This window comes from Bacteroides sp. D22 (assembly GCF_000163675.1).
GTDB classification, from domain to species: Bacteria; Bacteroidota; Bacteroidia; order Bacteroidales; family Bacteroidaceae; genus Bacteroides; species Bacteroides xylanisolvens.
On sequence record NZ_GG774809.1, the window covers coordinates 97,113 to 117,560 of the forward strand.

Consider the following 20,448-nt stretch of genomic DNA (forward strand, 5'->3'; position numbering starts at 1 on the left):
TCTGTTGTTATCATTATCTTTCGGACGGGTTTGCTAGGCCTCAAATACGGATAATGGTTCAACAGCATTCACGCTTTTATTGTACCCGGTTGGTTTCATGATCCTTATAAATCCCCAACCCCAATCTCCTGTCCGCCCGGAATGCAAAAAGCGCGAATGTTTGTTGAATCAACATCAACAGAGCACTATTTATTCCTTGTTGTATAACAAATTAAAAACAAACACTATGTCACAATGGATTAGCATAGAAGCGGCAGCCGAGAAATACCGACTCGAAAAAGAGTATATCTGGCTCTGGGTGGAAATGAAAAAAATCACAGTGTCTTATGAGAACGATACAGTTTCCATAGATGATGATAGTATTCAGCAATTTATAAAACGGACTAAGCTGGGAATTACGTCTGAATATATCGATGAGTTAGAGCAACTTTGCATGGAAAAAAACAAAACCAGCCGACTGTATGCTTCACTCTTGAATATGCGGGATCAGGAATTAATGGCAATTAGAGGCCAAAGTTCGCGACTGGACGGTTTATGGAAAATGGTGGAGGAACAATACGAAAGACTGCGATCCTTTGAGAAGAATTCTATGTCGGACAACGCTATTTGTAGCAACTGCTGGATCAGAAAGATATGTAGGAGATTGAAACGAATTCTATAATTCTGTCGTGAATTTAATCTATTAAATAACAGGCTGACAATAAAAGTACGATCTTTTTATTGTCAGCCTATTGTCATGGCTTATTGTCAGGGTGCAATGAGTTGCTAGTCACCGTATTATCCAGCTAAAACTCCTGCTGACAATAAGAACCCTCCAATTTATATGTAAACCTAAAACCTATGAAACTTTTCTGTTATTAATTACACGCATGGCCGCAGTATAGTATTCGCAAGGAACAGAAATCAAAATACTGTTTAAACCATTGTCTTTCATTGAAACTTGAATATAGGCTTCATTCAATAAATTTTTTACGCTGGCTACCTCCCAAGGACTACCAGCAAAAACATTGACTTGAGAAATCTTTCTACTTGTAATCATAATCTTTATAGTGTGTTTTTGTTTATACTGCAACAAAGATAAGGGAGAAAAGCAACATAGAGGTGCAATATTGTTTCATATATAGTATACAAATGATTCATTGAATCAGGATTTGTATTAATTGACCAGTTTGTAGTATGATTCATATAAGAAATCCTCCTTCGGTTGCCAAAAGACAAGTGAAGGAGGATTTATCGATAAATAGGTGCTTTTTTACTTATTTCTTATCGTTTTCACGAATTTCCACCCGGCGGATCTTACCGCTGATTGTCTTAGGAAGCTCTTCTACGAACTCGATCACACGCGGATATTTATAAGGAGCAGTCACTTTCTTCACGTGGTTCTGTAATTCCTTAATCAGTTCTTCTCCGGCACGTGCTTTATAGTCTTTGGATAGAACAATCGTAGCTTTTACTACCTGGCCGCGAATCTCGTCGGGTACTCCGGTAATAGCACATTCCACAACAGCCGGATGAGTCATCAACGCACTTTCCACTTCGAATGGGCCGATGCGGTAACCGGAACTCTTGATTACGTCGTCTGCACGACCGACAAACCAAAGGTAGCCGTCCTCGTCTTTCCAGGCAACATCGCCGGTGTAATAAATACCATCGTGCCAAGCTTCATGAGTGCGTTCCGCATCCCGGTAGTATTCTTTGAAAAGTCCGAGAGGTTTACCTTTGCTGGTGCGGATTACAATTTGTCCTTGTTCACCCGCTTCAACAGAGCGACCTTCATGGTCGATCAAGTCTACATCATATTGAGGATTCGGCAGCCCCATGCTTCCCGGTTTCGGTTCCATCCAAGGCATGGTGGAGATGGTGAGGGTTGTTTCTGTTTGTCCGAAACCTTCCATCAGTTTGATACCCGTCAGCTTCTTGAAAGTTTCAAATACGGCAGGGTTCAATGCCTCTCCGGCAATGGTGCAGTATTTAAGTGAAGACAAGTCGTACTTTGTCAGGTCTTCGTGAATCAAGAACCGGAAGATGGTAGGAGGTGCACAGAGAGAGGTGACATGATATTCCTGGATTTTTTCCAGAATAGCTGCCGGGGTAAACTTCTCGTGGTCGTAGACGAAGATATTGGCTCCGGCAATCCACTGTCCGTAGAGTTTTCCCCATACTGCTTTTCCCCAGCCGGTATCGGCAATGGTGAGGTGAAGACTGTTCTCGTCCAGGTTGTGCCAAAAACTACCGGTAACGATATGACCTAACGGATAAGTAAAGTCATGTGCCACCATCTTAGGTTCGCCGGTAGTGCCGGAAGTAAAATACATCAGAGAGATGTCGTCGTTAGTGTTCGCATGGCGCGGACGTACAAATGGAGCAGCATTTTCGATACCCTGATGGAAATCTTCGAAGCCTTCCGGGATTTCCGGACCGACACTGACTAACTTTTCAACCGTGGGACATTCGGGAAGAGCATCTTTGATATGTTGCAGGATGATTCCTTCGCCGGCAGCTACGATCATTTTGATGTCGGCAGCGTTGCAGCGATAGATAATATCCTTTTTGGTCAGCAAGTGGGTGGCCGGAATAACGGTTGCTCCTAGTTTGTGAAGAGCGATGGTGCTATACCAGAACTCATAACGGCGTTTCAGAATCAGCATCACCATGTCGCCACGGCCGATACCCAGGCTCTGGAAGTAAGAAGCGGTCATGTCCGTAGATCGTTTCATGTCGGCAAATGAGAATTGGCGACTTTCGCCTTTGTCATTTGTCCAAAGTAAAGCGTTCTTGTCAGGTTGTTCGGCAGCCCAGGCGTCTACTACGTCATAGCCGAAGTTGAAGTTCTCCGGGACGTTTATTTTCAAGTTTTTGATAAAATCCTCTTGTGAACTGAAAGAGGTCTGTGATAAAAATCTTTCTACCATGATGTTATTACATAATTACTGCCAGAAAACGTACTGTTTTGCCATCGAGCGCTTTCATGCCATGTGGAAGTTTAGAGTTAAAATAGATACTGTCGCCTTGGTTGAGGATGATTTCTTTGCCTTCGATGTTGATAAGCATACGTCCTTCGATGACAAGGTTGAATTCTTGTCCGTTATGTTGGTTATAATGGATTGGTTCGTCGTTTGCTTTCGGTTCAACAGTGACGATGAACGGATCGGCGGTACGGTTCATGAATCCTGAAGCCAGTGATTGGTATTTATAAGCTTTGGTACGTTCGATGCTGACTCCTTTGCCGGCACGGGTCACGAAGTAGCTGCTCATTTTAGGCTCTTCACCAAACATCAGGGCGTCGAGAGCTATATTATACGTGCGGGCTATTTTTTGTAACATGCTGACAGAGATATCGTAGTCTCCGGTTTCTGCAAGTCGGTATTCTTCGGCAGAGATGTCGCTGTCGCGGGCGATATCCTCTGCGGTCAGTTCCAGTACATCACGTAATCCGCGGAGGCGTTCTGCGATCTGTTTAATTTGTTCATTCATACAAGTGGTTCGTATTTTTATGATTAATAATTCTATGGTATTATTTGGAGGCTTTCATGGCTTTGATGATAGCGGAGGTGAATCCGTTGTGTTCCAGTTCATTGATCCCCTTGATTGTGATTCCGCCCGGAGTGGTGACCTTGTCGATTTCTACGCTGGGGTGGGTGTCATTGTTCTGAATCAGTGCGGCTGCTCCTTTTAAGGATTGTGCTATCATCTGCATGGCATCTTTGGGACGAAGTCCCATTTCGATTCCGGCTTGCATGGCTGCCTGAACGTATTTCAATACGTAAGCGATACCGCAGGAGGTCAATGCGGTGGCTGCCGCTATTTTATCTTCGGGAATAAGCATCACGGTTCCCATCTCGCTGAACAACCGGAGGATGAAGTTGTCTTGTTCATCATTCGTGTTGCGCGCGGCAACAAGCGTCATGCTTTCCAGTTCGCTGATAGCGGTGTTCGGAATCAGACGGAACATGGGCATTTCCGGTGCTACGACATAATGAGCCAGTTCTTCAAAACTGATGCCGGCAGCTACGGAGATGAGTATCTGTTTGCTTTTTAATTTCAACTCGCGCATCACCGATTCCATAAACCACGGTTTGACGGCAAGGATGACAATGTCTGCTCCTGTGGCTGCTTCCAGATTATTGTTGGTGGTGGAGATACCCGGAAATTCTTTTTTCAGTTTCTCTAGTTTTCCGGCACTGGGATTGGATACAATGATATCCGAATCGTCTATCAGACTTCCTTTTGCCAGGCCACGGGCTATTGAACCGCCCATGTTTCCTGCACCGATAATGGCTATTTTCATATACGCTTGTTTTTAATGAGTTGTTACAGACAAAGGTAACAGTTAATTACGAAAAAACAAAAAGCAGCCAGAATAAGAAATAAATTTCTAATAAAGGCTGCTTTTATCGTTGGCTGTTTATTAATCAAATGAGCGGTTAGAGTACTTTTTTGAACCGGGCGAGGAACTCTTTCGCTTCCTCCATGCTGAGACAGAGAGGAGGTAACAGGCGAAGTACATTCGTGCCGCTTGCTCCGGTAAATACATGCTCGTCATAGATGAGACGGCTGCGTAGTTCCTTGATCGGTTCTTCAAATTCGAGGCCGATCATTAGTCCGCGTCCGCGCACTTCTTTGATTTGCGGGAATTTTTTCAGCTCTTCCAGTAAGTAATCACCTACTGCCTTAGCATTTTCTACCAGATTTTCCTGTTCAATGACATCCATCACAGCGAGAGCTGCCGAACATGCCAGGTGATTTCCTCCAAAAGTAGTTCCCAACTGGCCATATACCGGTTTAAACATCGGGCTGATTAAGACACCTGCCATTGGAAAGCCGTTACCGATTCCTTTGGCTACAGTGATGATATCCGGCTTAATGTCATTATATTGATGAGCGAAGAATTTACCGCTACGCCCGTATCCGCTCTGAATTTCATCGAGAATCAGGATCGTTCCTGTTTCGCTGCAAGCTTTGCGGAGTTCCTGCATAAATTCGGTGGTTGGTATCTTGATACCGCCTACACCTTGTATTCCTTCAATGATAACAGCGCATGTGTCTCCTTTAGACAATTCTTGTTTCATCGCTTCCATATCGTTGAGCGGGAGATAGGTGACATGACCGTTATTGTTGATAGGGGCGATAATGGAAGGATTGTGGGTCGCTTCTACCGCCAGAGACGTCCGTCCGTGAAACGCCTTATTGAAAGATACGATTTTGGTACGTCCGTTATAGAAGGAAGCCAGCTTCAAAGCGTTTTCGTTCGCTTCGGCTCCACTGTTAATCAGAAACAGGCTGTAGTCTTCGTAACCGGAAATCTTGCCCAGTCGTTCGGCTACCTCTTGTTGGAGCTTGTTGATGACGGAGTTTGAGTAGAAACCAAGTTTAGCCACCTGGTTACTTATCATTGCTGTATAGTGAGGATGTGCATGTCCGATAGAGATAACGGCATGGCCTCCGTAGAGATCCAGATATTCCGTTCCGTTCTCATCCCATACTTTGCAACCGTTGCCCTTGACAATGTTGATGTTATATAAAGGATATACGTCGAATAATTTCATAATTCTTTGTTTTTAAAAAGCTGAAGGCTTTAAACGTAGTCCTACGGTTTCTTCCAGATTGAACATCAGGTTCATGTTATGAACCGCTTGTCCGCTGGCGCCTTTCAGCAAATTGTCGATACAAGAGATAATCAATAGTTTGTCACCGTGTTTCTCCAGATGTATCAGGCACTTATTAGTATTAACGACTTGTTTCAAGTCAATATTCTTATCTACGATGTGTACAAAGGAGTCTTTTGCATAATATTCCTCATACATACGAACGATTTCTTCCAGTGCTACTTTGGTTTTGACTACCATCGTTGCAAAGATACCACGGGCGAAATCGCCACGGTATGGAATGAAGTCGATCTCCGCATCGAAACTGTTTTGCAGCTGTTTCAGTGATTGCTTGATTTCCGGAACATGCTGGTGCTCGAATGCTTTGTACACGCTCATATTGTTGTTTCTCCAACTGAAATGACTGGTAGCACCCGGTTTCACTCCGGCTCCCGTACTTCCTGTAATGGCATTTACCATTACATCATCCGTCAGCATCAGATTCTTGGCAAGCGGAAGTAAACCGAGCTGGATGCAGGTTGCAAAACAACCGGGATTGGCTACGTGCTTTGCCGTACAAGTAGCGCGGCGGTTCAGTTCCGGCAGACCGTAGATAAAGTCGTGGTCGTCGCTCATAATACGGTAGTCCATCGAGAGGTCGATAATCTTCAGGTCTTCCGGTATGTTGTGACTTTCCATGAATTTCTTTGTATCGCCGTGGGCGGTGCAGAAAAAGAGAACGTCAATTTCGTCCAAAGGTAACTGGTCGGTGAATCTTAGATCTGTTTCTCCATACAAGCCTTCGTGTACGTCGGTAATTCTGTTTCCGGCATTACTGCTGCTGTTGATAAATACGATTTCAGTTTCCGGATGGTTGAGCAGCAGACGGATTAATTCGCCTGCTGTATATCCTGCGCCACCAATGATTCCTGCTTTAATCATATCTCTTCGTCTTTGTGGTTATTATAGTAAACACGTAGCGGAGTAGAAGTGACTTTGATAAAGCCTTTGGCGTCTTCGGCTGTCCAGCCTTTCTGCATTTCACCGTATTCTCCGAATTTAGTCTTCACCAGATCATCTTCCGATTCTACACCTACGGTAGAGAAGGAGAGAGGGCGAAGCTCGAGGATAGCCGTACCGTTTACGTTACGCTGGCTTTCCTGCAACATCGCTTCGATGTCACGCATCACCGGTTCGAGGTATTGGCTTTCGTGGAGGAACATACCGTACCAGTTGGCTACCTGGTCTTTCCAGTATTGCTGCCATTTGCTCAATGTATATTTCTCAAGGAAGCGATGGGCGCCGATAATCAACATCGGGGCTGCTGCTTCGAATCCTACACGGCCTTTGATACCGATAATTGTATCACCCACGTGCATATCACGGCCGATACCGTATGCTGCACCAATCTCTTCCACTTTCTGGATGGCTTTGATCGGGTCGTCAAACTTCTCGTCGTTGACAGCTTTCAGTTCCCCTTTTTCGAAAGTCAGGCGGAGCTGTTCGCTGCCTTCTTTTTCAACATGTTTGAGGTAGGCTGTTTCCGGGAGTCCTTGCGCGGAGTCGAGGATTTCGCCACCACAGATAGAAGTACCCCACAAACCTACATTATAAGAGTATTTCAGTTTGGTGAAGTCCGCGCTGAAACCATGTTTGTTCAGATAATCAATTTCTTCCTGACGGCTCAATGCCATGTCACGGGTCAATGTGATGATTTCTACATTGGGAGCCAGTACGAGGAAAGTCATGTCGAAACGGATCTGGTCGTTACCTGCTCCGGTAGAACCGTGTGCGATGGCATCCGCACCGATTTCATTGGCATATCGTGCGATGGCCAGTGCCTGGAAAATACGTTCGGAACTAACAGAAATAGGATAAGTACCGTTACGCAGCACATTTCCGAAAACCATGTATTTCAGGCTCTTTTCGTAGTATTCCTGGGTAACGTCCAGCGTCACGTATTTCACTGCTCCCAGTTTATAAGCATTTTCTTCGTTTGTTTTCAGTTGTTCTTCGCTGAAACCACCCGTATTGGCACAAGCTGCATATACTTCGTAACCTTTTTCTTTGGCGAGGTACATGACGGTGAACGATGTGTCCAGTCCGCCGCTGAATGCCACCACTACTTTTTTCTTCTTTTCTTCCATAGTGCTGTATCTTTTAAATGTTATTTCTTTCTTGTTCTTTTTTGATGTTCCGCGGCTCTGTCGGATCGTACAGCATGGCTGTGCAGATGCAGAACTTGCGGTTTTTCGCTACCAGAATATCATGGTTGATACATCCTTCGCATCCTTTCCAGAAAGCTTCGTCGTCTGTCAGTTCGTTGAAGGTGACAGGCACATAACCCAGTTCGGTGTTCATTTTCATGACAGCGGCTCCGGAGGTCAGACTGAATATTTTTGCTTTCGGCCATCGGAGACGTGCCAGTTGGAAAGAAGCCTGTTTGATGCGTTTTGCCAGTCCTAATCCACGGAAATCGGGATGAACGATCAGACCGGAAGTAGCCACATATTGCTTGTTTCCCCATGATTCGATGTAGGTGAATCCGGCAAAAGTATCGCCACAAAGAGCAATAATCGCCTTGCCTTCTTTCATCTTTGTCGCTACGTATTCGTGTGTACGTTCCGCAATTCCTGTTCCTCGTACGGCGGCAGCATTTCTGATAGTTTCCAAAATAGTGTCAACGTAAACCTCATGTGAGGCGTCGGCTACCATAACATCTATTTGTTGAGTGTCCATTTCTTTATTATATAATAATAGGTATAATTATTCGATATTGGGAATGATGAGTGACAGAAGCTGACGTATTTTGCTGATGGCAACTCCTTCACGCAACACCAACATGATTGTATCGTCACCGGCAATGGTTCCCAGAATTTCACTGAATTCATTGTTGTCGATGTCATACGCCATGCTACTCGCATAACCGGGGCGGGTGCGGATAACGGCAATGTTACCGGAAAACTGTAAAGAGATAAATCCGTTGTTACGTAACATTTCACCGGCACTCTGGTCGGTAGAACGTTTATACATAATATTGTTCGGCAGTACATATACGTACTTTCCGTTCATACTGGCAGCCTTGGCTACTTTCAATTGTTTCAAGTCGCGGGAGAGGGTGGCCTGTGTCAGTTCGAAGCCTTCGCGGTTCAGCTCTTGCAACAGTTCTTCCTGCGAACCGACTTCCTTGCTTGAGATAATCATTTTGATGGCGTCTAACCGATTTGCTTTCTTCTTCATTGTATAATTATTCTAAGAACGGTGCAAAAGTATGCATTATTTCGGAGAAAAGATGCATAAAACCAAAGTTTTTTTGCATAAAAGTGAAAAATATGCTAAACGGTGAGAGCCTGCTTTTTTGTTTTGTGTCAAAATGTATACCCTTTCAATCAAAATACATAAGGAAAGGGAGGAGGGAATCGCCTATCTTTGCCATGTAGGTAAATGGATACCTTAAATATATAGACAGAATACCATGAAACAAAACTTTTTTGCAGTCGACCTGGGCGCAACGAGCGGCCGTACAATCTTAGGAACTTTCATCGAAGGCGGATTAAATCTGGAAGAGATTAATCGTTTTCCTAACCACCTGATTGAAGTGGGTGGACATTTCTATTGGGATATTTATGCATTATATCGTCATATTATTGACGGATTGAAGTTGGTGGCTCATCGTGGCGAATCCATTGCTTCTATCGGTATTGATACCTGGGGAGTGGATTTTGTGTGCGTCGGAAAAGACGGTAACTTGCTTCGTCAGCCATACGCGTACCGTGATCCTCATACGGTAGGAGCACCGGAAGCTCTTTTCTCCCGTATTTCGCGTAGTGAAGTCTATGGCAAAACGGGTATTCAGATTATGAATTTTAATTCACTTTTTCAATTAGATACTTTACGTCGCAATCACGACAGCGCATTGGAGGCGGCAGATAAAATTCTGTTTATGCCGGATGCATTAAGTTATATGCTGACCGGAGAGATGGTGACGGAATATACAATTGCTTCGACAGCGCAGCTGGTAAATGCTCAAACACGTCGTCTGGAACCGGAGCTGTTGAAAGCGGTAGGATTGAGTGAAAAGAATTTCGGACGTTTTGTATTCCCCGGCGAAAAGGTGGGAGTATTGACGGAAGAAGTGCAAAAGATAACCGGATTGGGGGCAATTCCTGTAATTGCAGTAGCCGGACATGATACCGGTTCTGCCGTTGCTGCCGTTCCGGCACTCGATCGCAACTTTGCTTATTTGAGCAGTGGGACTTGGTCGTTGATGGGAGTTGAAACAGATGCTCCGGTGATTAATGCCGAAACAGAAGCGTTGAACTTTACCAATGAAGGCGGGGTGGAAGGAACCATCCGTCTGTTGAAGAATATCTGTGGAATGTGGTTGTTGGAACGTTGTCGTCTGAATTGGGGAGATACAAGCTATCCTGAATTAATCAGTGAGGCGGATGCTTGCGAGCCGTTCCGTAGTCTGATTAATCCGGATGATGATTGTTTCGCGAATCCTGCGGATATGGAAAAAGCCATTGCTGAATATTGCCGGGCTACCGGACAAGCAGTTCCCGAGAAACGTGGACAAGTGGTGCGTTGTATTTTTGAAAGTCTGGCTTTGCGTTATCGTCAGGTATTGGAGAATTTACGTTCGCTTTCTCCCCGTCCGATTGATACATTGCACGTAATTGGCGGCGGTAGCCGGAATGATCTGTTGAACCAGTTTACAGCTAATGCGATAGGAATTCCTGTGATAGCCGGTCCGTCTGAAGCAACAGCTATCGGTAATGTAATGATTCAGGCAATGGCAGCAGGTGAAGCAACGGATGTTGCCGGTATGCGCCAGTTAATCAACCGCTCTATCCCGTTGAAGACTTATCAGCCGCAAGATACGGAAGCTTGGGACGCGGCTTATATCCATTTTAAGAATTGCGTTCGATAATGCATTGAACAACCGACAGAATAATCATTTATTTAAACTAATAGAATATCATGAAAAAAGAAGAACTGATTCAGAAAGCGTATGAGATTGCTGTGGAACGTTATGCAGCAGTAGGTGTAGACACTGAACAAGTATTGAAAACGATGCAGGATTTTCATCTGTCACTTCACTGCTGGCAGGCTGACGACGTTGCAGGATTTGAAGTACAGGCCGGCTCATTGACCGGAGGTATTCAGGCAACCGGTAATTATCCGGGCAAAGCTCGTAATATTGATGAATTGCGTGCTGACATTTTGAAAGCTGCTTCTTATATTCCGGGTACTCATCGTCTGAACCTGCACGAAATCTATGGAGATTTCCAGGGTAAGGTGGTAGACCGTGACCAGGTAGAACCGGAACATTTCAAGAACTGGATCGAATGGGGTAAAGAGCATAACATGAAGCTCGACTTCAACTCTACCTCTTTCTCTCATCCGAAATCAGGTGACTTGTCTCTTTCTAATCCTGATGAAGGTATCCGTCAGTTCTGGATTGAACATACCAAACGCTGTCGTGCCGTTGCGGAAGAAATGGGTAAGGCACAGGGGGATCCGTGTATCATGAATCTTTGGGTACATGACGGAAGCAAGGATATTACGGTAAATCGTATGAAATATCGTGCATTGCTGAAAGATTCTTTGGATCAGATCTTCGCTACCGAATATAAGAATATGAAGGATTGTATCGAATCTAAGGTGTTCGGTATCGGTCTGGAAAGCTATACAGTGGGTTCTAATGACTTCTATATCGGTTATGGTGCTTCTCGTAACAAGATGATTACATTGGATACCGGTCATTTCCATCCGACAGAAAGTGTAGCTGATAAAGTATCTTCACTGTTGCTTTATGTGCCTGAATTGATGTTGCACGTAAGCCGTCCGGTTCGTTGGGATTCAGACCATGTTACTATCATGGATGATCCGACAATGGAACTGTTCAGCGAAATCGTTCGCTGCGGTGCTTTGGACCGTGTACATTATGGTCTTGACTACTTCGATGCATCTATCAACCGTATTGGTGCATACGTAATCGGTAGCCGTGCTGCACAGAAATGTATGACTCGTGCTCTGCTCGAACCGATTGCCAAGTTGCGCGAATACGAAGCAAACGGACAGGGATTCCAACGTCTGGCTTTGCTTGAAGAAGAAAAGGCTCTTCCTTGGAATGCAGTTTGGGATATGTTCTGCTTGAAGAACAATGTTCCTGTTGGTGAAGATTTCATCGCAGAAATCGAAAAGTACGAAGCCGAAGTAACTTCTAAACGATAAGTTATGGAAATCTTAATCGGCTTATTGATTATAGCCATCGGTAGCTTTTGCCAGTCCAGTTCTTATGTACCTATCAAAAAGGTAAAAGAATGGGGCTGGGAAAGCTTCTGGTTAATACAAGGTGTATTTGCCTGGTTAGTGTTCCCGTTCCTGGGTTCACTACTGGGTGTACCCCAAGAGAGCAGTTTGTTCCACTTGTGGGGAGCAGGAGGTGCTGGAATGAGCATCTTTTATGGTATATTGTGGGGAGTAGGAGGGTTGACTTTCGGACTTTCCATGCGCTATTTGGGTGTTGCGCTCGGACAGAGTATCTCACTGGGTACTTGTGCCGGGTTCGGTACCCTTCTTCCGGCTCTTTTTGCCGGTACAAACTTGTTTGAAGGTAACGGGCTGATTCTTTTGTTGGGTGTTTGCATCACGTTGGCAGGTATTGCTATTATCGGGTATGCCGGTAGCTTGCGTGCGCAAAACATGAGTGAAGAAGAAAAACGTGCTGCCGTAAAAGACTTTGCATTGACAAAAGGGTTACTGGTTGCACTTTTGGCTGGTGTCATGAGTGCCTGCTTTGCTTTGGGACTGGATGCAGGAACACCTATCAAAGAAGCCGCTTTGGCTGGTGGAGTGGAAGGACTTTATGCCGGTCTTCCTGTTATCTTTCTGGTTACGCTTGGAGGCTTCCTGACAAATGCAGCTTACTGTTTGCAACAGAATGTAGCTAATAAATCGATGGGTGACTATGCTAAAGGAAAAGTGTGGGGCAATAATCTAGTGTTCTGTGCGTTGGCTGGTGTACTATGGTATATGCAGTTTTTCGGACTGGAAATGGGTAAGAGCTTCCTCACCGAAAGCCCGGTGTTACTGGCTTTCTCCTGGTGTATTCTGATGGCATTGAACGTAACCTTTAGTAATGTTTGGGGAATAATTCTGAAAGAATGGAAAGGGGTGTCAAACAAGACCATAACTGTGCTGATAGCTGGTCTGATCGTCCTTATCTTCTCTTTAGTGTTCCCAAATTTGTTTTAAAAAAATCAAGAACGGATTACACGGGTTACGCAGTTTTTTTATAACTTGCGGCAAAATCCGTGTAATCCGTGCCTAATTAAAATATATATATAATGAAATCAATTTTAGAGAATCGTCCGGCACTTGCCAAAGAAGTAAACAAGGTAGCAGAAGTTGCCGGATACTTGTGGCAGAAAGGATGGGCTGAACGTAATGGTGGTAATATCACTGTTAATATCACAGAGTTTGTAGACGATGAAATCCGTCAGATGAAGCCGATCAGCGAAGTAAAATCTATCGGTGTGACTCTTCCTTATCTGAAAGGCTGCTATTTCTACTGCAAGGGAACTAATAAACGCATGCGTGATTTAGCCCGCTGGCCGATGGAAAATGGTTCGGTAATCCGTATTCTGGATGACTGTGCCAGCTATGTGATTATTGCGGATGAAGCTGTAGCCCCGACATCGGAATTGCCTTCTCACTTGAGCGTACACAATGACCTGTTGAGCAAAAACTCTCCTTATAAAGCATCTGTACACACACACCCGATCGAACTGATTGCCATGACACATTGTCCGAAGTTTCTGGAAAAAGATGTGGCTACCAATCTGTTGTGGAGTATGATTCCTGAAACAAAGGCATTCTGCCCGCGTGGTTTGGGTATCATTCCTTATAAATTACCTAGCTCGGTGGAATTGGCTGAAGCTACCATCAAAGAATTGCAGGATTACGATGTGGTGATGTGGGAGAAACATGGCGTATTTGCAGTGGATTGCGATGCGATGCAGGCATTCGATCAGATTGATGTACTCAATAAGTCGGCTCTGATTTATATCGCAGCTAAAAATATGGGCTTCGAACCGGATGGTATGAGTCAGGAACAGATGAAAGAAATGTCAGTAGCTTTCAATCTTCCTAAATAAGATTTATACTAGTCATTGATTTTAATTACTTTAGAAACCGTGGCATTTTCTACCCTGGAAGGTGCTGCGGTTAACCCTTTAAACAAATAGATAACCATGAATCGCATTATTTTAAACGAAACTTCGTACTTCGGTGCCGGATGCCGTAGTGTCATTGCTGTGGAAGCAGCCAGACGTGGCTTTAAGAAAGCCTTTTTTGTAACGGATAAAGATCTTATCAAGTTTGGTGTAGCTGCCGAAATCATTAAAGTATTTGATGAAAATCAGATTCCTTACGAACTTTATAGTGATGTAAAAGCGAACCCTACGATTGCAAATGTACAAAACGGTGTGGCAGCATACAAAGCTTCCGGAGCCGATTTTATCGTTGCTTTGGGCGGCGGTTCTTCCATTGATACTGCCAAAGGAATCGGTATTGTTGTGAACAATCCGGATTTTGCAGACGTGAAATCTCTGGAAGGGGTAGCCGATACCAAACACAAAGCGGTGCCTACTTTCGCGCTGCCTACTACTGCCGGAACAGCTGCCGAGGTAACGATCAATTATGTGATTATTGATGAAGATGCCCGCAAGAAAATGGTTTGCGTAGATCCGAACGACATTCCTGCCGTAGCTATCGTAGACCCTGAACTGATGTACTCAATGCCCAAAGGATTGACTGCAGCTACCGGTATGGATGCTTTGACTCATGCCATCGAAAGTTATATCACTCCGGGTGCCTGGGTAATGAGCGATATGTTCGAATTGAAAGCCATTGAAATGATTGCTCAAAACTTGAAAGCAGCTGTGGATAATGGTAAAGATGTGGCAGCCCGCGAAGCTATGTCACAGGCACAATATATTGCCGGTATGGGATTCTCGAATGTCGGTTTAGGAATTGTTCACTCGATGGCGCATCCGCTAGGTGCGTTCTATGATACTCCTCATGGGGTAGCCAATGCCTTATTGTTGCCGTATGTGATGGAATACAATGCTGAATCTCCGGCAGCTCCGAAATATATCCATATTGCGAAAGCAATGGGAGTGGACACTACCGGAATGAGTGAAGCCGAGGGAGTAAAAGCGGCTGTTGAGGCAGTGAAAGCACTTTCTGCCAGTATCAATATACCGCAGAAATTACATGAAATCAATGTGAAGGAAGAAGATATTCCTGCACTGGCTGTAGCTGCTTTCAATGATGTTTGTACAGGCGGTAATCCTCGTCCTACTTCGGTAGCAGATATCGAAGCTCTATATCGCAAAGCTTTCTAAAGTTAGTTTTTGCGGAAGTTCTTTTCACCACAGATTACACAGATTTACACAGATTATTTTCTAATCGGAAGTCGATATTTAAGAATTAAATCTGTGTAAATCTGTGTAATCTGTGTAATCTGTGGTGTTTTTCTGAAAATAATTCCTATTTTTGTCCAACTCAATTGCATGAAAACACACTGGTATGATCGAGGATAATAGTTTAGGATTAGAATTTAAATATCTGATTGTAAATGACATGGACCGTAAATTCGGGCTATGGGTAAATACCGTCGGCTATCAATCCATTCCTCCTGATTCACCTTATCCGTTGAAAGAGCATCCTTCCGGTTACTTCTTTAATGCAGAAAAAGGAAGAGTGCTTCGTGAGTATCAATTGGTTTATATCACCAAGGGACGTGGTTTGTTTTCATCCGATTCTACCTCTGAAAAGCAAGTTTGTAAAGGTCGGTTGATGGTATTGTTTCCCGGACAATGGCATACTTATCGCCCGTTGCGGCAGACTGGTTGGACGGAATATTATATCGGTTTCGAGGGGCCTATGATAGACGCCATTGTTGATGATGCTTTTTTGTCGCAGGAACAGCAAATACTGGAAATAGGCCTTAATGAAGAGTTAGTCTCATTATTCTCCCGTGCTCTTGCCGTAGCCGAAGCGGATAAGATTTCCGCGCAACAATATCTTTCCGGGATTGTGCTCCACATGATAGGGATGATTCTTTCCGTCTCCAAGAATAAGGTTTTTGAGATGAGTGATGTGGATCAGAAGATCGAACAGGCAAAAATCATTATGAATGAAAATGTTTCCGGCAATGTGGACCCGGAAGAGTTGGCTATGCGACTCAATATTAGTTATTCATGGTTTCGGCGTGTTTTTAAGGAGTATACAGGTTATGCTCCTGCTAAATATTTCCAGGAATTGAAACTTCGTAAAGCTAAACAAATGCTGGTGGGAACTTCCCAGTCAGTAAAAGAGATTTCTTTTTTTCTAGGTTTCCAGTCAACCGAATATTTTTTCTCTTTCTTCAAGAAACGTACGGGACTTACTCCGTTGGAGTATCGTTCGTTCGGGCGGGAAGAATGAATAGGATGAAGTCCATATCTATTAGTTATTTGGCTCTGATTTTGGGAATATCATAAAAACTGTTACTTTTGTGGCGAAGATAATGTGCTATAAACCATCATTCTTGATATGCGCGGACAAAAACTATCTAAGATCCATTTTCTTATTCTGTTATCTCTTTTAGGATTTATATCTCCTCTTCAATCACAGGAATATAAGTTCAGAACATTGGGTGTGGAGGATGGATTGTCGCAAATAACGGTGAGCGATATTTGCCAGGATGAGAAGTCGCGTATATGGATTGCCACGCTGGATGGTCTGAATTGTTTCGATGGCAATCATATCAAAGTCTTTAATCATTTTCATAACGATTCCATCAGTTATGGTAATCTATATGTCACCCAGATGGTGGAGGACGGCCAGGGGAGTCTTTTTCTCTTGACTTCTACCGGACTTTTCCAGTTCGACCTTGAAACGGAGAAATATTATATTCTTCCGGTGCCTTCTCCTTCCACTCTTGCCAAAGGAAAGCTGGGAGTGTGGATTGCAGAAGGGGGAAAACTCTTCTTGTATGATAAGAATACCCGTTCCGTGAAACCCATGTATGCGGAGGTACATTTGCCGGACACCGGGCCGACAATGGTAGAAGGTTCGGAAGGAAATCTTTGGGTTGCTTTGAAAGATGGCGGGGTGATGCGTGTGGATACTTGTGGATCGATGTCGCTTTATTTGCCTGGAATCAAGGTGATGAAACTGATAAAAAGTAACGATCAGAATATTTGGATCGGTTCGCAGGATCATGGTGTTTTCTGTTTTTCACCTCAAGGTGCAGTCATACATCATTATGATTATAACAACAAGAGTGTTTACACGGTCCGGGATGATATGGCAAGAGCGCTATGTCAGGATTTGGAAGGGAATATATGGGTAGGTTACAGAAGCGGATTGAGTAAGATTGAGGTGGCTACCGGGAAAATATTTCATTATCAGGCGGATCCTAACCGGGTGGGGGCTATGTCCAATCGTTCGGTGACTTCTCTTTATACGGACAAACAAGGAACTGTCTGGGTGGGGACCTATTGGGGCGGCGTGAACTTCTTCTCACCGGAATATCAACATTTTGTACATTATCATGCTTCGGATACCGGATTGTCTTTTCCGGTGGTGGGTGCTATGGCAGAAGATAAATCCGGAAATATATGGATTTGTACAGAAGGTGGGGGACTGGATTTATATCAACCGGAACAAGGAATATTCAAACATTTTAATGCGCATACCGGATATCATTTTAGTACGGATTATCTGAAAGATGTCGTTTTTGATGAGGCTAATAACTGCTTGTGGATTGCCGCTGACTTTACAAACAAGGTCAACTGTTTTCATCTTGATAACTATCGGAATGATATATATGACCTCGAACCGCTCGGAGAGGAAAGTGTGGGAGAAGCTCTGTTTGCCTTGGCCGACACTCCTCGTAAATTGTATGTAGGTACAACATCTGCAGTTGTTAGTCTGGATAAACAGACCTTAAAAACTGAAGTGTTGTTTCATCAAAAGGAGTTGTTTACACATAATTATAACACTTTGTTGCTTGATTCGAAAAACCGGCTATGGTTTGCTTCCGATGATGGTTGTGTAGCTTATGTGATTGATGAAGGACGGTTTGAAACGTATAGGATAAGTCTGAAGAAGCAGGTCAGATCTCAAAAAGAGCTAGTCAATGTCATCTATGAAGATCGAAAGGGAAACATTTGGGTCGGAACACATGGCAACGGGCTTTTCTTGTTGGATAAGAAAGAGCGTTTGTTTCGTTTGCATACTCCTGAAAGCGTATTGTCGGGAGAAAATATCAGAGTGTTGGGTGAAACTCCTTCCGGGAATTTATTGATTGGTACCGGACATGGATTGTCTGTGTTAGAACAGAAAGACGGGAAAGTGATAAACTTCAATTCTAAGACGGGATTTCCGCTGACTCTTGTTAATAGGAAATCCATGCATGTATCCCGCAATCATGATATTTATATGGGAGGAGCTACCGGACTGGTTGCCATTCGTGAAAGTAGTTTGTCCTATCCTCCGAAAATATATGATTTGGAGTTGGCGCATTTGTATGTCAATAATAAAGAGATTACCACAGGCGATCAAACCGGCATCCTAAATAAGTCCTTTGCCTATACCGACCGGATTAAATTGAATTATTTGCAGAATGTGTTTTCTATCGGTTTCTCGACAGATAACTTTCTGCATATTGGCGGTGGTGAGGTAGAATACCGGTTGATAGGTTCTAATGACGAATGGAGTGAGAATCGTTTGGGGAATGATATTACTTATACAAATATATCTCCGGGCGATTATGTTTTTGAGATCAGATTGAAGAACTTTCCGGAAGTAATCAGATCTCTTCATATAACGATCACACCACCTTTTTATGCCACCTGGTGGGCTTATACTATTTATGTGTGTGTGATTCTGACGATTCTATTCTTTGTGGTGAGAGAATATAGAATTCGGCTGTTCTTGAAAACTTCGTTGGATTTTGAACTTCGTGAGAAACAATATATTGAAGAAATGAACCAATCCAAACTGCGTTTCTTCACTAATATCTCACACGAGATCAGAACCCCTATTACCCTTATCCTGGGGCAGGTTGATCTGTTGTTGAATTCCGGTAAGTTGTCTACGTATGCTTATTCGAAATTACTGAATATACATAAAAATGCCGGTAACCTGAAATCATTGATAACGGAGTTGCTTGATTTCCGGAAACAGGAGCAGGGACTTTTGAAATTGAAAGTTTCTCAATTTGATTTATATTCTTTACTCAAAGAGCATTATGTATTGTTCAAAGAATTGGCAGCTAACAGGAATATTTCGTTTGTTTTGCATGCTGACTGTGAGCAATGTCTCGTGTGGGGAGATCGTATGCAATTGCAGAAAGTGGTTAATAACCTGCTGTCGAATGCTTTTAAATATACTTCAGACGGTGGAAGTATCAGTATGGAATTGGCTGATGGAGCGGATGAATGTATGTTTTCTGTTTCAGACAATGGGGCAGGAATATCCGAGGAAGATTACGTGAAGATATTCGAGCGGTTCTATCAGGCCGAGAATATCGGACAGTATGGAGGAACGGGTATCGGGCTGGCTCTAAGTCAGGGGATTGTGAAAGCTCATCAGGGAGATATAACTGTAGAAAGCCAGTTGGGGAAAGGTTCATGTTTTAAGGTCACTCTGAAGAAAGGAGATGCTCACTTTGATTCTTCTGTTTCCCGGATTGAACCGGAGCAGGATAAGGAATATATTTATTATTCGGAAGATAAAGAACTATTGGTTAAGGAGGTACAGTCGGCTCAAAGTGAGAGTGGGACTACTGACTGCAAGCTGTTGGTTATTGATGATAATGAAGAAATCAGAAATATCCTTGTAGATATCTTTTCTCCATTGTACACGGTTGAAACTGCAAGTGATGGTGAGGAAGGGTATGAAAAAGTAAAAATGATGCAACCTGATCTGGTTATTTCGGATATTATGATGCCCGGAATGCCCGGAACGGAATTGTGTGCCAAAATTAAGAACAATATTGAAACTTGTCATATCCCCGTCGTTCTTCTGACTGCCCTTAGTGCGCCCGAACGTGAGTTGGAAGGATTGAGAATTGGAGCGGATATTTATGTGGTGAAGCCGTTTAATATGCGGCGGCTGGTGATGCAATGCAATAATCTGATTAATACCCGCAGACTTTTACAGAATAAATATGCCCATCAGCTGGATAGCAAAGCGGAGAAGATTGCAACGAATGAACTCGATCAGAGGTTTATCGAACAAGCGACGCAGGTAGTGGAAGATAATATGGAAAATCCCGAATTCAGTGTAGATGTCTTCTCACGTGAGATGGGGGTGGGACGTACTGTCTTATTCCAGAAGATAAAAGGTATCACGGGAAGTACGCCAAATAATTTTATCATGAATCTGCGTCTGAAAAAAGCGGCATATTTTCTGCAGAATTCTCCGGAAATGAATATATCGGATATTGCTTACCGGTTAGGATTTGGAAATCCTCAATACTTCAATAAATGCTTTAAAGAACTTTTTGATATTGCTCCTACGCAATACCGAAAAGCTCATAATACCTCCTCCGAACCCTCTGTGAAGTGATTAAAATAAGTCATCTGAATTTTTAGACTAGATAAAACGAACAATTCGATAGGGTGCAATATATTCAAATGCGATACTTTTGTGGCGTTGGATAATGCCAGCTTGTACTTGAGTTTTCTTTGGTTAGGTGTGTCCGCACACACTTTCATTTGGTAGACCGGGTGCTGTGTAATCTTTATTCTAATATAATAATTATTGTGTAGTATTATGAAAGACAAATATCCATATA

At 43.5% G+C, this 20,448-nt stretch carries 17 protein-coding genes; 8 read left to right on the top strand and 9 right to left on the bottom strand.

Annotated features, from left to right (window positions below):
- Nucleotides 1-226: 226 nt before the first annotated feature.
- Complete coding sequence (locus HMPREF0106_RS0124810) at nucleotides 227-661, top strand: hypothetical protein (protein ID WP_004305010.1); 435 nt, start codon at nucleotides 227-229, stop codon at nucleotides 659-661.
- Between the two features lie 177 nt (nucleotides 662-838).
- Here HMPREF0106_RS0124810 and HMPREF0106_RS10050 read toward each other — a convergent pair whose 3' ends face one another.
- From HMPREF0106_RS10050 to HMPREF0106_RS10010, 9 genes are all read right to left on the bottom strand, one after another.
- Nucleotides 839-1,039: a DUF2007-related protein gene (locus tag HMPREF0106_RS10050; protein WP_009040258.1), complete on the bottom strand. Its 201-nt coding sequence runs from the start codon at nucleotides 1,037-1,039 to the stop codon at nucleotides 839-841.
- A gap of 217 nt (nucleotides 1,040-1,256) precedes the next feature.
- A complete protein-coding gene (locus tag HMPREF0106_RS10045; RefSeq protein ID WP_009040259.1) occupies nucleotides 1,257-2,912 on the bottom strand; it encodes an AMP-binding protein in 1,656 nt (551 codons plus the stop codon).
- Nucleotides 2,913-2,919: 7 nt separating this feature from the next.
- Entirely contained in the window at nucleotides 2,920-3,474 is a 555-nt protein-coding gene (locus HMPREF0106_RS10040) for a helix-turn-helix domain-containing protein (protein WP_004313803.1), read from the bottom strand.
- 40 nt (nucleotides 3,475-3,514) lie between these two features.
- On the bottom strand, nucleotides 3,515-4,288 hold the full coding sequence (proC, locus tag HMPREF0106_RS10035; RefSeq protein WP_008776406.1) for a pyrroline-5-carboxylate reductase: 774 nt from the start codon (nucleotides 4,286-4,288) through the stop codon (nucleotides 3,515-3,517).
- 136 nt (nucleotides 4,289-4,424) lie between these two features.
- Nucleotides 4,425-5,546, bottom strand: a complete 1,122-nt coding sequence (locus tag HMPREF0106_RS10030) for an aspartate aminotransferase family protein (protein ID WP_008776405.1) — start codon at nucleotides 5,544-5,546, stop codon at nucleotides 4,425-4,427.
- A gap of 12 nt (nucleotides 5,547-5,558) precedes the next feature.
- Entirely contained in the window at nucleotides 5,559-6,527 is a 969-nt protein-coding gene (gene argC, locus HMPREF0106_RS10025) for an N-acetyl-gamma-glutamyl-phosphate reductase (protein ID WP_004313800.1), read from the bottom strand.
- Nucleotides 6,524-7,732: an argininosuccinate synthase gene (locus HMPREF0106_RS10020; protein WP_004310468.1), complete on the bottom strand. Its 1,209-nt coding sequence runs from the start codon at nucleotides 7,730-7,732 to the stop codon at nucleotides 6,524-6,526. Before HMPREF0106_RS10020 ends, argC begins: the two co-directional genes overlap by 4 nt.
- Before the next feature lie 13 nt (nucleotides 7,733-7,745).
- Nucleotides 7,746-8,324 carry a GNAT family N-acetyltransferase gene (locus HMPREF0106_RS10015; protein WP_004299851.1) on the bottom strand — a complete coding sequence of 193 codons (579 nt, stop codon included), beginning with the start codon at nucleotides 8,322-8,324 and terminating at the stop codon, nucleotides 7,746-7,748.
- A gap of 27 nt (nucleotides 8,325-8,351) precedes the next feature.
- Complete coding sequence (locus tag HMPREF0106_RS10010) at nucleotides 8,352-8,825, bottom strand: arginine repressor (protein ID WP_004310466.1); 474 nt, start codon at nucleotides 8,823-8,825, stop codon at nucleotides 8,352-8,354.
- 235 nt (nucleotides 8,826-9,060) lie between these two features.
- Between HMPREF0106_RS10010 and rhaB the strand changes: the two genes are divergently transcribed.
- From rhaB to HMPREF0106_RS09975, 7 genes are all read left to right on the top strand, one after another.
- The gene (rhaB, locus tag HMPREF0106_RS10005) at nucleotides 9,061-10,518 is read left to right on the top strand and encodes a rhamnulokinase (protein ID WP_008645225.1); all 1,458 of its coding nucleotides are present in this window, start codon (nucleotides 9,061-9,063) and stop codon (nucleotides 10,516-10,518) included.
- A 50-nt stretch (nucleotides 10,519-10,568) separates the two neighbouring features.
- A complete protein-coding gene (locus HMPREF0106_RS10000) occupies nucleotides 10,569-11,825 on the top strand; it encodes an L-rhamnose isomerase (protein ID WP_009040261.1) in 1,257 nt (418 codons plus the stop codon).
- 3 nt (nucleotides 11,826-11,828) lie between these two features.
- Nucleotides 11,829-12,848 (top strand): L-rhamnose/proton symporter RhaT, encoded by a 1,020-nt coding sequence (gene rhaT / locus HMPREF0106_RS09995; RefSeq protein WP_009040262.1) that lies wholly within the window; start codon nucleotides 11,829-11,831, stop codon nucleotides 12,846-12,848.
- A 92-nt stretch (nucleotides 12,849-12,940) separates the two neighbouring features.
- Nucleotides 12,941-13,750 carry a rhamnulose-1-phosphate aldolase gene (gene rhaD, locus HMPREF0106_RS09990; RefSeq protein WP_004299882.1) on the top strand — a complete coding sequence of 270 codons (810 nt, stop codon included), beginning with the start codon at nucleotides 12,941-12,943 and terminating at the stop codon, nucleotides 13,748-13,750.
- Nucleotides 13,751-13,846: 96 nt separating this feature from the next.
- Nucleotides 13,847-15,001, top strand: coding sequence for a lactaldehyde reductase (fucO, locus tag HMPREF0106_RS09985; protein WP_004299884.1), 1,155 nt, complete (start codon nucleotides 13,847-13,849; stop codon nucleotides 14,999-15,001).
- Between the two features lie 184 nt (nucleotides 15,002-15,185).
- Nucleotides 15,186-16,085 carry an AraC family transcriptional regulator gene (locus HMPREF0106_RS09980; RefSeq protein ID WP_004310460.1) on the top strand — a complete coding sequence of 300 codons (900 nt, stop codon included), beginning with the start codon at nucleotides 15,186-15,188 and terminating at the stop codon, nucleotides 16,083-16,085.
- Between the two features lie 108 nt (nucleotides 16,086-16,193).
- Nucleotides 16,194-20,219, top strand: a complete 4,026-nt coding sequence (locus tag HMPREF0106_RS09975; RefSeq protein WP_009040263.1) for a two-component regulator propeller domain-containing protein — start codon at nucleotides 16,194-16,196, stop codon at nucleotides 20,217-20,219.
- The last annotated feature ends 229 nt before the right edge of the window (nucleotides 20,220-20,448 follow it).

Excerpts from the sequence above, each read along its gene's own strand:
- HMPREF0106_RS10030 (WP_008776405.1), bottom strand. The coding sequence starts at position 5,546 with ATGAAATTATTCGACGTATATCCTTTATATAACATCAACATTGTCAAG.
- HMPREF0106_RS10015 (WP_004299851.1), bottom strand. The coding sequence starts at position 8,324 with ATGGACACTCAACAAATAGATGTTATGGTAGCCGACGCCTCACATGAG.
- rhaD (WP_004299882.1), top strand. The coding sequence starts at position 12,941 with ATGAAATCAATTTTAGAGAATCGTCCGGCACTTGCCAAAGAAGTAAAC.
- HMPREF0106_RS10045 (WP_009040259.1), bottom strand. The coding sequence starts at position 2,912 with ATGGTAGAAAGATTTTTATCACAGACCTCTTTCAGTTCACAAGAGGAT.
- fucO (WP_004299884.1), top strand. The coding sequence starts at position 13,847 with ATGAATCGCATTATTTTAAACGAAACTTCGTACTTCGGTGCCGGATGC.
- rhaT (WP_009040262.1), top strand. The coding sequence starts at position 11,829 with ATGGAAATCTTAATCGGCTTATTGATTATAGCCATCGGTAGCTTTTGC.
- HMPREF0106_RS10010 (WP_004310466.1), bottom strand. The coding sequence starts at position 8,825 with ATGAAGAAGAAAGCAAATCGGTTAGACGCCATCAAAATGATTATCTCA.
- HMPREF0106_RS10020 (WP_004310468.1), bottom strand. The coding sequence starts at position 7,732 with ATGGAAGAAAAGAAGAAAAAAGTAGTGGTGGCATTCAGCGGCGGACTG.
- argC (WP_004313800.1), bottom strand. The coding sequence starts at position 6,527 with ATGATTAAAGCAGGAATCATTGGTGGCGCAGGATATACAGCAGGCGAA.
- HMPREF0106_RS09975 (WP_009040263.1), top strand. The coding sequence starts at position 16,194 with ATGCGCGGACAAAAACTATCTAAGATCCATTTTCTTATTCTGTTATCT.
- HMPREF0106_RS10040 (WP_004313803.1), bottom strand. The coding sequence starts at position 3,474 with ATGAATGAACAAATTAAACAGATCGCAGAACGCCTCCGCGGATTACGT.
- rhaB (WP_008645225.1), top strand. The coding sequence starts at position 9,061 with ATGAAACAAAACTTTTTTGCAGTCGACCTGGGCGCAACGAGCGGCCGT.
- HMPREF0106_RS10000 (WP_009040261.1), top strand. The coding sequence starts at position 10,569 with ATGAAAAAAGAAGAACTGATTCAGAAAGCGTATGAGATTGCTGTGGAA.
- HMPREF0106_RS0124810 (WP_004305010.1), top strand. The coding sequence starts at position 227 with ATGTCACAATGGATTAGCATAGAAGCGGCAGCCGAGAAATACCGACTC.
- HMPREF0106_RS10050 (WP_009040258.1), bottom strand. The coding sequence starts at position 1,039 with ATGATTACAAGTAGAAAGATTTCTCAAGTCAATGTTTTTGCTGGTAGT.
- proC (WP_008776406.1), bottom strand. The coding sequence starts at position 4,288 with ATGAAAATAGCCATTATCGGTGCAGGAAACATGGGCGGTTCAATAGCC.
- HMPREF0106_RS09980 (WP_004310460.1), top strand. The coding sequence starts at position 15,186 with ATGATCGAGGATAATAGTTTAGGATTAGAATTTAAATATCTGATTGTA.